The 14,693-nt window shown below is 60.8% G+C and carries 15 protein-coding genes; 10 read left to right on the forward strand and 5 right to left on the reverse strand.

What is annotated here, in order from left to right; translation table 11 throughout:
• Positions 1 to 176: 176 nt before the first annotated feature.
• A complete protein-coding gene (locus KVO92_RS16045) occupies positions 177 to 1,421 on the reverse strand; it encodes a substrate-binding protein (RefSeq protein ID WP_217476545.1) in 1,245 nt (414 codons plus the stop codon).
• 231 nt (positions 1,422 to 1,652) lie between these two features.
• On the opposite strand from KVO92_RS16045, the gene ung reads away from it, so the two are divergent.
• Complete coding sequence (gene ung / locus KVO92_RS16050; RefSeq protein WP_217476546.1) at positions 1,653 to 2,348, forward strand: uracil-DNA glycosylase; 696 nt, start codon at positions 1,653 to 1,655, stop codon at positions 2,346 to 2,348.
• A gap of 35 nt (positions 2,349 to 2,383) precedes the next feature.
• On the opposite strand, the gene KVO92_RS16055 is transcribed toward ung, so the two are convergent.
• The 3 genes from KVO92_RS16055 to KVO92_RS16065 all read right to left on the reverse strand — a co-directional run bounded on the left by KVO92_RS16055 (position 2,384) and on the right by KVO92_RS16065 (position 4,919).
• Complete coding sequence (locus KVO92_RS16055) at positions 2,384 to 2,896, reverse strand: DUF4142 domain-containing protein (protein ID WP_254621454.1); 513 nt, start codon at positions 2,894 to 2,896, stop codon at positions 2,384 to 2,386.
• Between the two features lie 200 nt (positions 2,897 to 3,096).
• Positions 3,097 to 3,933, reverse strand: a complete 837-nt coding sequence (locus tag KVO92_RS16060; RefSeq protein ID WP_217476548.1) for an HDOD domain-containing protein — start codon at positions 3,931 to 3,933, stop codon at positions 3,097 to 3,099.
• 38 nt (positions 3,934 to 3,971) lie between these two features.
• On the reverse strand, positions 3,972 to 4,919 hold the full coding sequence (locus KVO92_RS16065; protein WP_217476549.1) for a YgfZ/GcvT domain-containing protein: 948 nt from the start codon (positions 4,917 to 4,919) through the stop codon (positions 3,972 to 3,974).
• Between the two features lie 154 nt (positions 4,920 to 5,073).
• Here KVO92_RS16065 and KVO92_RS16070 point away from each other — a divergent pair, with 154 nt between their 5' ends.
• Together KVO92_RS16070 and KVO92_RS22670 are read left to right on the forward strand one after the other, a co-directional pair.
• Positions 5,074 to 5,328, forward strand: a complete 255-nt coding sequence (locus tag KVO92_RS16070) for a succinate dehydrogenase assembly factor 2 (protein ID WP_217476550.1) — start codon at positions 5,074 to 5,076, stop codon at positions 5,326 to 5,328.
• Positions 5,312 to 5,767 carry a protein YgfX gene (locus KVO92_RS22670; protein WP_336512646.1) on the forward strand — a complete coding sequence of 152 codons (456 nt, stop codon included), beginning with the start codon at positions 5,312 to 5,314 and terminating at the stop codon, positions 5,765 to 5,767. The genes KVO92_RS16070 and KVO92_RS22670 overlap by 17 nt, the downstream gene beginning before the upstream one ends.
• Here the strand turns inward: KVO92_RS22670 and nadB are convergent.
• Entirely contained in the window at positions 5,736 to 7,349 is a 1,614-nt protein-coding gene (gene nadB, locus KVO92_RS16075) for an L-aspartate oxidase (protein ID WP_217476551.1), read from the reverse strand. The genes KVO92_RS22670 and nadB overlap by 32 nt on opposite strands.
• Positions 7,350 to 7,702: 353 nt before the next feature.
• Between nadB and rpoE the strand changes: the two genes are divergently transcribed.
• From rpoE to lepB, 7 genes are all read left to right on the forward strand, one after another.
• Positions 7,703 to 8,284, forward strand: coding sequence for an RNA polymerase sigma factor RpoE (gene rpoE, locus KVO92_RS16080; RefSeq protein WP_217476552.1), 582 nt, complete (start codon positions 7,703 to 7,705; stop codon positions 8,282 to 8,284).
• Between the two features lie 31 nt (positions 8,285 to 8,315).
• Positions 8,316 to 8,915, forward strand: coding sequence for a sigma-E factor negative regulatory protein (locus tag KVO92_RS16085; protein WP_217476553.1), 600 nt, complete (start codon positions 8,316 to 8,318; stop codon positions 8,913 to 8,915).
• Positions 8,916 to 8,923: 8 nt separating this feature from the next.
• The gene (locus KVO92_RS16090) at positions 8,924 to 9,868 is read left to right on the forward strand and encodes a MucB/RseB C-terminal domain-containing protein (RefSeq protein WP_217476554.1); all 945 of its coding nucleotides are present in this window, start codon (positions 8,924 to 8,926) and stop codon (positions 9,866 to 9,868) included.
• The gene (locus tag KVO92_RS16095; protein ID WP_217476555.1) at positions 9,865 to 10,371 is read left to right on the forward strand and encodes a SoxR reducing system RseC family protein; all 507 of its coding nucleotides are present in this window, start codon (positions 9,865 to 9,867) and stop codon (positions 10,369 to 10,371) included. The genes KVO92_RS16090 and KVO92_RS16095 overlap by 4 nt, the downstream gene beginning before the upstream one ends.
• Positions 10,349 to 11,758, forward strand: coding sequence for a DegQ family serine endoprotease (locus KVO92_RS16100; protein ID WP_423836246.1), 1,410 nt, complete (start codon positions 10,349 to 10,351; stop codon positions 11,756 to 11,758). Before KVO92_RS16095 ends, KVO92_RS16100 begins: the two co-directional genes overlap by 23 nt.
• Before the next feature lie 198 nt (positions 11,759 to 11,956).
• Positions 11,957 to 13,756, forward strand: coding sequence for a translation elongation factor 4 (lepA, locus tag KVO92_RS16105; RefSeq protein ID WP_217476556.1), 1,800 nt, complete (start codon positions 11,957 to 11,959; stop codon positions 13,754 to 13,756).
• Positions 13,756 to 14,610, forward strand: a complete 855-nt coding sequence (gene lepB / locus KVO92_RS16110) for a signal peptidase I (RefSeq protein ID WP_217476557.1) — start codon at positions 13,756 to 13,758, stop codon at positions 14,608 to 14,610. The genes lepA and lepB overlap by 1 nt, the downstream gene beginning before the upstream one ends.
• The last annotated feature ends 83 nt before the right edge of the window (positions 14,611 to 14,693 follow it).

Below are 14,693 nucleotides of genomic sequence, written 5' to 3' on the forward strand. Positions count from 1 at the left end.
TGTACGTTGCAAGCGGCCGGCGGCAAGACCGGACCTGTTTCATGGCGGACCCAGGCGCGAGGGCGACGCACCCGGCCTCGCTCGAGTCGGTTGTCCGGGGGGCAAGCCAGCGTCCAGGGGCGATGACTATTCGAGGTTAGGGCACAGACGTCGCGCCTGCGCCGTTCCGTCGTCGGTCATTGAAGCGTCAGCGGTTGGCCGGCTGCGCGTCGTTCGGCTTGCCATTCGGCCAGCGAGGGCGCCGCTTGCTCGCCGGTCAGCCGATGAACGATATCGAAATAGTCCTGCTTGAAGCGGTCCTTGAGTACGGCCTCGCGGGGCTTGACCTTCACGGCATAGACCGTCTGCAGGTTCTGGTGATCGAAGGTGCGCCACTGCTGTTCGTCCTTGAGCAGGCTGTAACGATGACCCTCCAAGGCCTCGATGACCCGTTCGCTGTCGAGGCTGCGCGCGCGCGTCACCGCATCGGCCCATTGGTAGACGATGCTATAGGCCGAGGCGGCGGAACTGGATGGGTGGGTCTGGTAGCGCTCGTCGTAGTGCTGGACGAACTGCTGGCCGATCGTCGATCCCTCGAGCTCGGGGACGCGCCAGGTCCAGGGCTCGGTGCCCAGCACGCCGCGCATGATGTCGGGGCCCGCGGTTTCAACCATGCTCAGTGTCAGGTTCGGTACCGCGATCTGCATTCTCTTGTTCAGGCCCAGGTCGTCGGCGATCCGCATGGCGCGCACGAGGTCTTCGCCGAAAAGCACCAGAACCAGCACCTCGGCATCGCTCTTGGCGACCTGGGTCAGCGCGTCGCGATAATCGGACAGGCGCGCGCCGGGAAACGCGGTCTTGATGCCCGGATGCTGGCGATTGTCCTGGGTGCCGGTTGCCTGTCGCAACGAACTCTCACTGGTATGGCCCCAGGTGTAGTCGGAGGTGATGTAGAAATAGCGTTTGTTGGGCAGATGTTCGTTCAGGTATTGCCCCAGTACCTGCGCGCTCATCCAGGCGTTATTGCACTCGCGGAACAAGTAGCGATGGGCGTCCTTGCCGGTGGTGTCGTTGGAGTAGGTCAGGGTGCCGAAATAAAGGAGCCCACGTTCCTTGGCTCGCTTGCCGGCAGCGATAGCCACTGCGCTCGATGCGCCACCAAACAGCATAGCGGCGCCTTCGTCGGCCAGTTTGTCGACATTGGCGACGGCCTTGTCGGGGCGCGAGGCGGAGTTGCGGCTCGACAGCTTCAGAGGTCGGCCCAGCACGCCCCCGTTGGCATTGATCTCGTCAATTGCCAGCAGTGCGCCGCGCATCTGGGACAGCCCTTCCTCTTTGTAGCTGCCGGTGCGCGGATAGTTGAGCCCAAGGGTAATAGGGTCGGCAGCTTCGGCGGCCAGGCAGAAGCCCAGCCCCAAAGCCAGCAGGATGCTCCGTTTCATGGCGAGTCCTTGTTGTAATTGTTGTTGGCGAAGCGCTTTTTTAGCGCGCGCCATCACTGCCCGTCACCTGCTCATTGGTCGTACAAGAAGGCTCGTTCGCGCAACTGTGCGGTGGGCGACACTTTCATCTCGTCGCTTGCCAATCGCGGCTTTGGATGTCCTGCGGGCTCGCATTGACTCGCTGCGGTCCTTTGCTTAGGGTTCAGCGCCTCGGCATACCAGGGCAGCACCATGAATCAGGGTGATCGCGTCAAACTCGAAGACAGCTGGAAAACCGCCTTGCGGGATGAATTCGAACAACCCTACATGCAGGCGCTGGGTGATTTTCTGCGCCGTGAGAAAGCATCCGGGAAGGTCATCTACCCGCCGGGGCCGTTGATTTTCAACGCGTTGAATTCGACGCCACTGGAGCAGGTGCGGGTGGTGATTCTGGGGCAGGATCCCTATCACGGTCCCGGACAGGCGCATGGCCTGTGCTTCTCCGTGCAGCCGGGCGTTGCGCCGCCGCCGTCGTTGCAGAACATCTTCAAGGAACTCAAGCGCGACCTGAATCTGGATATTCCCCGCCATGGCTACTTGCAGCATTGGGCGGATCAGGGGGTTCTGATGCTGAACACCTCGCTGACGGTCGAACAAGGACTGGCAGGGTCACACGCCAAGATGGGCTGGCAGCGGCTGACTGACAGGATCATCGAACTGGTCAGCGAGCGACGCTCGAACGTCGTGTTCATGCTCTGGGGCGCTCACGCGCAGAGCAAGGCCAAGCTGATCGATCCAACCAAGCACCTGTTGCTCAAGTCGGTTCATCCCTCGCCGCTGTCGGCGCATCGGGGATTCATCGGCAACGGGCATTTCAGTCGAGCCAACCAGTTCCTCCGGCAGCAAGGTTTGGCGCCGATCGACTGGGCATTGCCGGCCGTGGTGTAGGCCTGGCGCCGTGCTCACGGCGCCAGGATGGGCAGTTACTGCTTGCTGCCGTGCTTGGATGCCAGCTCTTGCGCGTGTTGCAGGTGCTGTTCCAGCTCCTTGAGTGTCGACTCGGCGAATTGCTTGAGCTCCGCGTTCTCACCGTCTTTCACGTAGTCGCGATACAGCTCGATGGTTTGCTCGTGGGCCACCACCTGGTTGTTGGCGTAGGCCTGATCGAAGTTCTCGCCATCACGCAACTTGAGGATCATGGCCTTGGCCTTGTCCATCAGCGTCGCCTCGTCTGACATTTCCAGGTCGTCATGCTGACCGGCCAGTTTGGCGAGCTGCTGATTCGATTTGGTGTGGTCGTCGATCATCTTCTGCGCAAAGGTCTTGACGTCCTGGGCAGTGCCCTTGTCCAGCGCGAGCTTGGCGGTTTCTATTTCTGCCATGCCTTTGGCCGAGGCCTCGTCGACGAAGTTTTCACCGTCTGCGGCCAGCGCGAAGTTCGCCGCTACGCCGAACAGCACTGCTGCGGTACCCGATAGGAAAGCTTTGGTCGTCATGTGGTTCTCCTTCATCTACTGAAGTCTGTGCGGTGCCGAGGCAAGGCCAAGGGCACAAACAAGAGGCGGCAAGAGCGCCGTCTATTTTTGTGACTGGAGGCGGCGCGCGGCGGTTCCTGCGCTCCGGCGAGCGGTAGCAGAACCGTCACAGGGGTAGATGCAGGCAGGCGGGCGCCGGAAGGCACCCGCGCGGGGAGGAGTTACTGCAGCATGCTCATTGCAGCATCCATCGCTGCGGACAGGTCTTCGTCTTCCTGCAATAACGTGGCGGGATCGAGCCCCAGCTTGGCGAACGCAGGAATCCGGTTCCAGTCCAGCTGCGTGTAGGGGTGGGAGGTGCCGATATGGCTTTGCAGCGTGGCGACCTGGACGATATCGACATAGTCGACCTTGTCCGAGGTGCGCGAAAAATCCAGATGTTGGCCGGGCACCACGGCGATCGATTCGGGAAACTCCCAGGCCCGTAGAATCTTCTCGCCGATCAGCGGGTGGATGCGATCGATCACGTGATTGAGGCTGATGGAGTCGCTGAGCAGCGCGTTGTGTTCTTCGGCATAGGTCAGGATGGGCAGTACGCCGATCTGGTGAACCAGGCCAGCCAAGGTTGCCTGATCGGCCGGCAACCGGGTGAAGTTGCGGCACAGTACGTGACTGATCGCGGCGATCTCGGTGCTCTTGTTCCAGACCTCGCGCATCTTGCGGTCCACCACGTCAGTGGTGGCCTGGAACATCTGCTCCATTGCCAGGCCGGTTGCCAGGTTGGAGGTGTAGTTGATGCCCAGGCGGCTGATCGCCATCTGCAGGTCGTTGATCTCCCGATTGGTACGCAGCAAGGGGCTGTTGACCACCTTGATGATGCGTGCCGTCAGTGCGGCATCGTTGCCGATGACCTTGGCCAGCGTCGGGATACTCACGTCGGGGTCTTCCGCGGCCTCGCGGACGCGCAGCGCCACTTCGGGTAGCGTCGGCAGGACCAGTTCGTCGTGTTCGATCGCTTGCAGCAAGTCCTGCTGGACCTTGTTGGCAAGAGTGCTCATGTCGTTCCTCGATGATTCTGTTGCGTGGCAGGCAGGGGCTAGCGCTGGATTTCTCGGTCCGCGTCTAGCGTATAAGGCAATTCAAGCCGCGTGAGCGGAGCGCCATCCGGCGATCCCAGGGTTATCCGGCCATCGGCCGCCGCGTCCTCTTGCAATACCGCAAGCAGTTCCAGCGCACCCTCTGCGCGAGCCGCCAGGACGACCTCGCCCACGCTCGATCCATGAACCGGCGAGTACAGTTCGAGGCCCGGCGCCGGTACCTCGATGTCACTGCTTTCGGCGGCAAGGCGGTACAGGCGGCGCTTCAATTTGCCCAGATACTGCATGCGCGCCACGATTTCCTGCCCGGTGTAGCAGCCCTTCTTGAAACTGACGCCATCGAGCGCCTGCAAATTGATCATTTGCGGGATGAACATTTCACGAGTACCGGCCAGCACCTGGCCAATGCCCGCACGTATCTGTGCCAGCAGCCAGCGGTCGAGCGGCGCCTGAGGCAGTTGCGCGGCCAGTCGCAGACGCACGGTGTCGGCGTTCGTCGACCGGGTCCAGAGCTCGGCTCGGCCATCGGGAAGGCGCACGGCAATCATCGAGTGGTCGTGGACTATCTGGTTGGCGGCGTGCGGCAGGTCCAGTCCCAGGCTGGTCAGGGCGCCGTCGCCCTCGCACAGCCCGAAACGAACCCATTGTTCACTCTCGTCATGCAGTTTCGATTTCGAGAAGGCGGCATATTTGCTCAGGTCAGCGAGCTGCGAGGGCACCAGGTCGCGGTCCATCGCCATCAGGTAGCCGTCACCTTCCGGCAGAATGCGAAAGCTCGATTGCATGCGCCCTTTGGGCGTGCACCGCGCGCCGAGACTCGAGTGCTGGGCGTCGAGGTAGTTGAGGTTGCAGGTCAGTTGGCCTTGCAGGAACTTGCTTGCGTCCGGCCCGCGTACGGCCAGGATGCCTTCGTGCGACAGGACGCAGAAAAAAGCAGTGTCAGTCATGACGGGTCGCCGTGAAGTAAACCGGACCGCATCATAGCAGGACGTCGGCAAAAGGCAGCGTGCCTCGGCTGACACTTCGCACCGTCTGCATGGGGCGTGCCGGCCGGGTGCGCCAGTCGTTATAATGGCCGCTTACTTTCAGGAGCGTCTTTGCATGGTCGAACAATCCGAACTCAATCGCCTGTTCTGGCAGAGCCGCCGTGGCATGCTCGAGCTGGATGTGCTGCTGGTGCCTTTCGTCAAGGAGGTTTATCCGCAGCTGGATGAAGAAGACCAGCGTCGCTACCGCAAGCTGCTCAGTTGCGAGGATCAGGATATGTTCGGCTGGTTCATGGAGCGCTCCGAGCCTGAGGACGATGATCTGCGTTACATGGTTCGCATGATCCTCGATCGTGTCCAGCCCAAGTAGCCAGCTGTTCGAGTGCCGCTGGGCGGCGTCTGGCCTGTTGCTGGTGCTTTATCTGGCGGTATGGGTGTTGGCCCTCGGGGCTTTGCTTGTCTTGCCGGTTCCCTTTTGGTTCCGGCTGCTTGCCGTGTCGTTGTGCTTGCTACATGCCGTCTGGGTGATTCCGTCGTGCATCTTGCTGAGTCGCGACAGCTCCTGGCTCGGGCTTCGCCACGATCAGCAGGGCTGGGCGCTGTGGAGTCGGCGTGCGGGTTGGCAGCCCGTCCAGCTGCTGCCTGACAGTCTGGCGCTGCCGCTCGTTGTGATCCTGCGGTTTAGGGATCAAGGCGACTGGTTGGCGCGTGGTGTGTGCATTCCACGTGGAGCGATGCCGCCGGATGAGCATCGGCGCCTTCGGCTCCGGCTGAAATTCAGTCGCCGTAGGTGGGCGGCACCAGAATAGTGTCGGTCGCCTGTGGCAGCAGCTCGGGGTAATCCAGCGTGAAGTGCAAGCCCCGGCTTTCCTTGCGTTGCATGGCCGAGCGAATCATCAGGTCCGCCACGGTCGCCAGGTTGCGCAGCTCGATCAGGTCGCGACTGACCCTGTAGTTGCTGTAGAACTCGTCAATCTCCGCGAGCAGCAGGCGTACCCGGTGCTGCGCGCGTACGAGGCGCTTGTTTGTCCGGACAATGCCCACATAGTCCCACATGAACCGGCGTAGCTCGTCCCAGTTATGCGCAATGATGACGTCTTCGTCCGAATCGGTGACCTGGCTGGCGTCCCAGCATGGCAGCTGATCGACACTGTTGACGGATGGCAGCTCGCGCAGCATGTCCTGTGCAGCGGACTGCGCATAGACGAAGCACTCGAGCAGCGAATTGCTGGCCATGCGATTGGCGCCATGCAGCCCGGTAAAGCTGGTCTCACCGATTGCATAGAGCCCGGGTACGTCGGTTCTGCCGGCATGATCGACTACCACGCCGCCGCAGGTGTAGTGCGCCGCTGGCACCACCGGGATGGGCTCGCGGGTGATGTCGATGCCGAAATCCAGGCAGCGCTCGTAGACGGTCGGAAAGTGCGCCTTGATGAAGTCGGCCGGCTTGTGGCTGATATCCAGGTACACGCAATCCACGCCGAGGCGCTTCATTTCGTGGTCGATCGCGCGGGCGACGATGTCGCGGGGAGCCAGCTCGGCGCGGTGGTCGAAGCGCGGCATGAAGCGTTCGCCGTTGGGCAGCTTGAGCACTGCACCTTCACCGCGTAATGCTTCGGTGATCAGGAAGCTCTTGGCCTTGGGGTGGTACAGGCACGTGGGGTGAAACTGATTGAATTCCAGGTTGCCGACTCGGCATCCGGCGCGCCAGGCCATCGCAATGCCGTCGCCACAGGCGCCGTCCGGGTTGCTGGTATACAAATAGACCTTCGCCGCGCCGCCTGTCGCCAGCACGACGAACTTCGCCTGGAACGTATCTACCTCGCCGGTTTCCCGGTCCAGCACATAGGCGCCAAGGCAGCGTTGGCCATCGAGGCCCAGCTTGCGTTCGGTGATCAGATCGACGGCAACGCGCTGATGCAGCAGCTCGATATTGTTCCGGCCCTGGGTGCGTTCCAGCAGGGTGTTGAAAATGGCCGCGCCAGTGGCGTCGGCGGCATGGATGATGCGCCTGTGACTGTGGCCACCCTCGCGCGTGAGGTGGTATTCGAAACTGCCGTTCTCGCGATCGGCGTCGTCGCGGGTGAACGGCACGCCTTGTTCGATCAGCCAATGAATGGCGTCGCGGCTGCGCTCCACCGTGAAGCGAACGGCGTCCTCTCGGCATAGCCCGCCACCGGCGTCGAGGGTGTCGGCGACGTGCGATTCGACCGTGTCGGTATCATCCAGCACCGCGGCCACGCCGCCCTGGGCCCAATACGTCGATCCGTTGGCCAGGTCACCCTTGCTCAGCACGGCCACGCGAAGCGTGGTCGGCAGGTTGAGGGCAAGCGTCAAACCGGCGGCGCCGCTGCCGATAACCAGAACGTCGTATTGATAATGTCGGCTCATTTCGAATCTCACAGTGAGGCGAGCGCTAGTATATAGGCGCGTCCACCTGCAAAATAGCGATCCCTTGTTTATGTAGTCGCTGCTTTGGAACTTTTCTTGCAAGCCCGTCTCTATAGACAGTTGTGGAAGCGAGCCAGCTGGCCATCGAATGAATGGCGGTTGGACTTTGCTGTGGATACCAAGGGCGCGTCATCCAAACGATCCGTTTCGGTGCGTTGCTCGCTAATGCCGTCAGGTGTGTTGCAGGAAAGCTTGCTTGAAGGGGGAGAACTTTTGTGTAAAGCCCGTGTCTATTCTGGCAGGTCAGCTCGCAGGCGAGCGCAGCATTCCTTCCAGGTCAGGGAGGGATGTTCATGCTAACCCAGGAGCAGGACCAGCAACTGGTCGAGCGGGTGCAGCGGGGAGACAAGCGGGCTTTTGATCTGTTGGTTCTGAAATATCAGCACAAGATTCTTGGGTTGATTGTGCGCTTCGTACATGATTCTCACGAGGCTCAGGACGTTGCGCAGGAAGCCTTTATCAAAGCCTACCGCGCGCTTGCGAATTTTCGCGGTGACAGCGCTTTTTATACCTGGCTGTACCGCATCGCCATCAATACGGCGAAAAATCATTTGGTGGCTAGAGGGAGAAGGCCGCCAGACAGCGATGTCAGCTCTGAAGATGCCGAGTTCTACGAAGGGGATCACGCCCTCAAGGACATCGAATCACCGGAGCGAGCGCTGCTCAGGGATGAAATTGAAGACACAGTTCATAGAACTATCCAACAACTTCCGGAAGATTTGCGCACGGCTCTAACACTGCGCGAATTTGATGGTCTTAGTTATGAAGACATTGCAAACGTCATGCAGTGTCCGGTGGGTACGGTCCGCTCACGGATATTCCGGGCGCGGGAAGCCATCGACAAGTCATTGCAACCCCTGTTGCATGAATCCTGAGACAGCGGCGACAGCCAAGAGAGGAACCGCCATGAGTCGTGAAGCCCTGCATGAATCGCTGTCCGCGGTGATGGATAACGAAGCGGACGAGTTGGAATTACGTCGAGTACTCGCCGCAGACGGCGACACCGACATGCGATCGACATGGTCGCGTTATCAAATCGCTCGTGCCGCCATGCACAGGGAGTTGATCGAGCCTCGTTTGGATATCGCCTCGGCGGTGTCGGCCGCTCTGGCTGATGAGCCGGTCATCACTGCGGCCAAGCCCAAGCGTTTTGCCTGGGGCAACCTGGGTCGCCTCGCCGTAGCGGCATCGGTCACCGTCGCTGTGCTGGCTGGCGTACGTCTGTACAATCAAAGCGAAGTGGCTGGTCCGCAGATCGCACAGCAGGCGGCACAGCCTAGCATTGCGGTACCGCAGGCCAATCAGGGTCCAGCGGTGCTGGCCGGTTACAGTGAAGACGCAGGCTCGTCTGACGCCCAGGCGACGGATGTGCAGGCTTCGGCTGAAGGCTGGCATGAAAAGCGGCTGCCGACCTATGTTCGCCAGCATGCCCAACAGGCCGCGTTTGGTGGCGGCTCTGAAGGTGCGTTGCCCTATGCGCGCGCTGCCAGCATGGAAGATCGTTAAGGAAGAACATGCGTGTAATACCGCTGTGTGTGGTACTCGGAGGCTGGCTGTCGATGCCGGCCTTCGCTGCTGATGCCGATACCTGGATGGAACGCCTGGCGGCGGCCGAGAAGAAGCAGAGTTACCAAGGCACTTTCGTTTATGAGCGCAATGGTAGCTTCTCCAGTCATGCGGTCTGGCAGCTAGTAGAGGGTGATCAACTGCACGAGCGGCTCTTGCAGCTCGACGGCCCGGCTGTCGAGGTGTCGCTGGTGGATGGGAAGGTCCAGTGCGCCAGCGAGGAAATGGCTTCGCAGGTTCGTGACGGCAAGCCATGGCGGCAGCAGCCGTTGGACCCGGCGGCGCTGTCCCGGTGGTACAACTTTCAGGTCATCGGTGAATCTCGCGTCGCGGGGCGCCCGACCGTCGCGTTGTCGATCAGGCCAAAAGACCAGCACCGTTACGGCTTCGAAATTCACTTGGACCGAGAGACGGCATTGCCGCTCAAATCGCTGTTGCTCGACGAGAACGGTCAGTTACTCGAGCGTTTTCAGTTCACCCAATTCTCGCCTGACGCCCTCGCGCCCGCGGATGTCCGTGCCGGCTCTGGCTGCCAGGCGGTTTCCCTGGCAGCGGAAGAATCGTCGACGTCGCCTAAGTGGCGTTCTGACTGGCTGCCGGACGGGTTCCAACTGCTGGACTCTAAAGTCCGTCCCAGCCCGGCTTCGGATGAGTCGGTCACCTGGCTTTCCTACGGTGATGGGCTCGCCCGCTTCTCGGTGTTTCTTGAGCCGCTCAATGGTGCGGTAGTCGAGGATGCGCGCAGTCAGATGGGGCCGACCGTCGCGGTGTCCAAACGTATTTCCACCGCCGGAGGCGATGTCATGGTCACCGTGGTGGGTGAGATTCCGTTAGGGACAGCCGAGCGAATCGCATTGTCCATGCGCGCTGGAGCTGAACAGGCTTCGCGATGATCGAAGAACCGGGTCGGGTGATTGCCGTAGAGGCGGGTGCGGTTTGGGTCGAGACTCAGCGTAGCAGCACCTGTTCCGGTTGCTCGGCCAAGAACGGCTGCGGTCAGGGTTTGATGGATAGGCTGGGTGTCCGCGAGCGACGCGGATTGATACGGGCATTATCCGACCTGCAACTGAACGTAGGCGACTCGGTCGTGATAGGTGTACGCGAAAGCGTGCTGCTGCGAGGGGCCCTCCTTGTTTATCTCTTCCCGTTGATCGCATTGTTTGCCTCGTCGTTGCTGGCCTTGGAGTTCGGTGCCGCCGAACCCTACGTCATGCTCGCCGGCATCGGAGGCTTTCTGCTGTCGTGGTTGGCGGTGAGAAAGCGCAGTCAGCAAACGGCGTGTGATCCTGCGCTGCAACCGGTTGTGCTGCGAGCGATGTTGGTGGGGGCGGCTGGCCGTGGTCAGGCCGATAAGATTCTGACAAGGGAGAGTGATTTTGAGGGTTTCACGGAATAGCTGCTTCGCCTTTCTCGCTGCATTGTTTTGTCTCGGCCAGGTTGCGCTAGCTAATGCGCAACTGCCGGACTTCACCCCCTTGGTGGAAAGTGCGTCGCCAGCGGTAGTCAACATCAGCACCAAGCAACATGTCCAAGCCCGTGGCGCGGCTCCGCAGATGCCGGACCTCGAGGGGCTGCCACCGATTATCCGAGAGTTTTTCGAGCATGGCTTCCCGGCGATGCCCGAGGGTCAGCAGCCGGACGCGCAATCGCTAGGTTCTGGCTTCATCATCGCTGCGGATGGCTATGTACTGACCAATAACCATGTCGTGGCCGATGCCGATGAGATCATCGTGCGCATGCCTGATCGTAGCGAGCTGGAAGCAACGCTTGTCGGCGCCGATCCACGCACGGACGTGGCTTTGCTTAAGATTGACGCCACCGGTCTGCCGACGGTCCGGTTGGGCGATTCCAGCTCGCTGAAGGTGGGCGAGTGGGTGCTTGCGATCGGCTCGCCGTTTGGCTTTGATCACACGGTGACGGCTGGCATCGTCAGTGCCACCGGAAGGAACCTGCCCAGCGAGAGCTACGTGCCATTTATCCAGACCGACGTCGCGATCAATCCGGGTAACTCCGGTGGGCCGCTGTTCAATTTGCAGGGGGAGGTCGTCGGTATCAACTCGCAGATCTTCACCCGGTCGGGCGGCTTCATGGGGCTGTCCTTTGCCATTCCGATCGACGTCGCGATGGATGTGGCCGACCAGTTGCGCACCGAGGGTAAGGTCAGCCGTGGTTGGCTGGGCGTGGCGATACAAGAGGTGAACCGAGATCTGGCCGAGTCGTTTGGGCTCGAGCGTCCGGCAGGTGCGTTGGTGGCGCAAGTCATGGATGGAGGCCCGGCGGCCAAGGGCGGGCTGCGAGTCGGTGATGTCATTCTTAGCGTCGACGGTCATGCGATCGATATGTCGGCTGACCTGCCGCATCTGATCGGGGCCATGAAGCCGGACACCAATGCCAAGCTTGAAATTGTCCGCGATGGAGAGCGTGAAACGCTCACCGTTAAGGTCGGGTCCCTGCCGGACGAAGGCAAGGAGGCAGCGGCATCCGGCCGCAACGCCGAGAAGAGCAGCAACAGGCTGGGTGTGAAGGTGTCGGAGTTGACGGCCGAGCAAAAGCGCACCCTCGACCTGCCGGGCGGGGTGGTGATTACCGAAGTATCGAGCGGGCCGGCGGCGATGATCGGCTTGCGTCCGGGTGATGTCATCACGCATCTGAATAACCAGGCAATCGACTCGGTTTCGACATTCGCCGAGGTGGCAGAGCAATTGCCGAAGAATCGCTCGGTCTCCATGCGTGTACTGCGGCAGGGTCGAGCGAGCTTCATCACATTCAAGCTCGCCGAATAGCGCGAATCGCTACATCAAAGCGGCCTACGGGCCGCTTTTTTTGTGTATGCGCGGCTCATTCGGTGCCCGCTTTGCTCAGCGGTTGGAGGGCAGGAAATCCTTAGCGGGGTCTGGCGTGGCGCTGAATAGACCTATCAGGTACACTTTGCGGCTATTTTCGGCGGGCAATCGGTCCGCGGCGTATTCGAGTGTTTAGTTGTGAGCGACCTGAGTCATATCCGCAATTTCTCCATCATCGCGCATATCGATCATGGCAAGTCGACCCTGGCTGATCGCTTCATCCAGATGTGTGGTGGCTTGACCGAACGCGAAATGAACGCCCAGGTGCTCGATTCGATGGACCTCGAGCGCGAGCGCGGCATTACCATCAAGGCGCACAGCGTCACGCTGTACTACAAGGCGCGAGACGGTAAGACCTACCAGCTGAACTTCATCGATACCCCCGGTCACGTCGACTTCACCTATGAAGTGAGCCGGTCGCTCGCCGCCTGTGAGGGGGCGTTGCTGGTGGTCGATGCCGGGCAAGGCGTCGAGGCGCAGTCGGTCGCCAACTGCTACACGGCCATCGAGCAAGGGCTGGAAGTGATGCCCGTGCTCAACAAGATGGACCTGCCCCAGGCCGACCCCGACAAGGTCAAGGGCGAAATCGAACATATCATCGGTATCGACGCGACCGATGCCGTTGCCTGTAGCGCGAAAAGTGGTATGGGCGTGGACGAAGTGCTCGAGCGTCTGGTGCAGGTCATTCCGCCGCCAACCGGTGAAATAGACGCACCCTTGCAAGCGTTGATCATCGATTCCTGGTTCGACAACTACCTCGGCGTCGTCTCGCTGGTGCGGGTGCGCCATGGCCGGATCAAGAAGGGCGACAAGGTTCTGGTCAAATCCACCGGCAAGGTGCACCAGGTCGACAGCGTCGGTGTGTTCAATCCGAAACACACCACCACCGCGGACCTGAAGGCCGGCGAAGTGGGCTTCATCATCGCGGGTATCAAGGACATTCATGGCGCGCCGGTGGGCGACACCCTGACACTTGCCAATACCCCGGACGTCGAGATGCTGCCCGGCTTCAAGCGCGTCAAGCCGCAGGTCTACGCCGGTCTGTTCCCGGTCAGCTCGGATGATTTCGAAGACTTCCGCGAAGCCTTGCAGAAGCTGACCTTGAACGACGCCGCACTGCAGTACGAGCCCGAGAGTTCCGATGCGCTGGGCTTCGGCTTCCGTATCGGCTTCCTCGGCATGTTGCACATGGAGATCATCCAGGAGCGGCTCGAGCGCGAGTACGATCTGGACCTGATCACCACGGCACCGACCGTGGTCTACGAGCTGGCGTTGAAGAACGGCGAGGTCATTTACGTCGACAGTCCATCCAAGCTTCCGGACCTGTCGTCGATCGAAGACATGCGCGAGCCCATCGTGCGCGCCAATATTCTGGTGCCGCAGGAGCACCTGGGCAGTGTGATCACCTTGTGCATCGAGAAGCGGGGCGTTCAACGGGACCTGCAGTTCCTCGGTTCGCAGGTACAGGTGCGCTATGACCTGCCCATGAGCGAAGTGGTGCTGGACTTCTTCGATCGTTTGAAGTCGGTCAGCCGCGGCTATGCCTCGCTGGATTACAGCTTCGAGTGTTTCCAGTCGGCAAACTTGACCCGCCTGGATATCCTGATCAACGGCGACAAGGTCGACGCCCTGGCGCTCATCGTGCACCGGGACAATGCCCACTATAAGGGCCGCATCCTGGTCGAGAAGATGAAAGAGCTGATTCCTCGACAGATGTTCGACGTCGCGATCCAGGCCGCGCTGGGCGGTCAGATCGTCGCGCGAAGCACTGTAAAGGCGTTGCGCAAGAACGTTCTGGCCAAGTGCTACGGCGGCGACGTCAGCCGCAAGCGCAAGCTGCTCGAAAAGCAGAAGGCCGGTAAGAAGCGGATGAAACAGGTCGGTAACGTTGAGATACCGCAGGAAGCTTTCCTCGCAGTGCTGAAGGTAGATAGCTGATGTCGATCAATTTTCCGCTGTTGCTGGTGATTGCCGTAGCGGTCTGCGGCTTTCTTTCGCTTCTCGACCTGGTGTTCTTCGCACCGCGTCGTCGGGCGGCGATAGCGAACTATGAGGGGCAGACCGGCGAGCCTGACCAGTCGACGCTCGACGCCTTGAACAAGGAGCCGGTGCTGATCGAGTACGGCAAATCGTTCTTTCCGGTGTTGGCGATCGTGCTGGTCCTGCGGTCGTTTCTGATCGAACCGTTCCAGATTCCGTCGGGATCGATGATTCCGACGCTCGAAGTTGGCGACTTCATTCTGGTGAACAAGTTTGCCTATGGCATTCGCCTGCCCGTCGTCGATACCAAGGTTATCGATGTCAGTGATCCCCAGCGCGGCGATGTCATGGTCTTCCGCTATCCGAGTGACCCGAACATCAACTACATCAAGCGTGTCATCGGGCTGCCTGGTGACGTGATTCGCTACAGCGGCGACAAGCAGCTGAGCATAAACGGCAAGCCCGTTACCGAGATGCTGATCGGCGAGGAGCCTGGAAGCCTGGGTAGCGCCAAGCTGTACCGCGAGCAACTGGGCGACGTGGAGCATCTGATTCGCAAGGAGATGGCGCGGTACCGGGTCGAGCCCAATCGTGAATGGCACGTCCCCGCCGGCCACTACTTCATGATGGGCGACAACCGCGACAACTCCAACGACAGCCGCTACTGGCATGATCCGGCGATTCCAGCCGAGCTTGCCGGGATGGTTCCCGATCGCAACATCGTCGGCAAGGCGTTTGCGGTATGGATGAGCTGGCCGGATCCCAAATTCAGCAATCTGCCGAATTTCTCCCGAGTCGGGTTGATTCACTGAGTCTGTGAATCAGGGCCCGGTTCCGCCGGTCCGGCTCGCTATATTTGAGTCGCCCCGATCCGTGGGTGCCGCACGACATAGAG

Origin of the sequence: Stutzerimonas stutzeri, assembly GCF_019090095.1 — a bacterium.
GTDB lineage: Bacteria > Pseudomonadota > Gammaproteobacteria > Pseudomonadales > Pseudomonadaceae > Stutzerimonas > Stutzerimonas stutzeri_AN.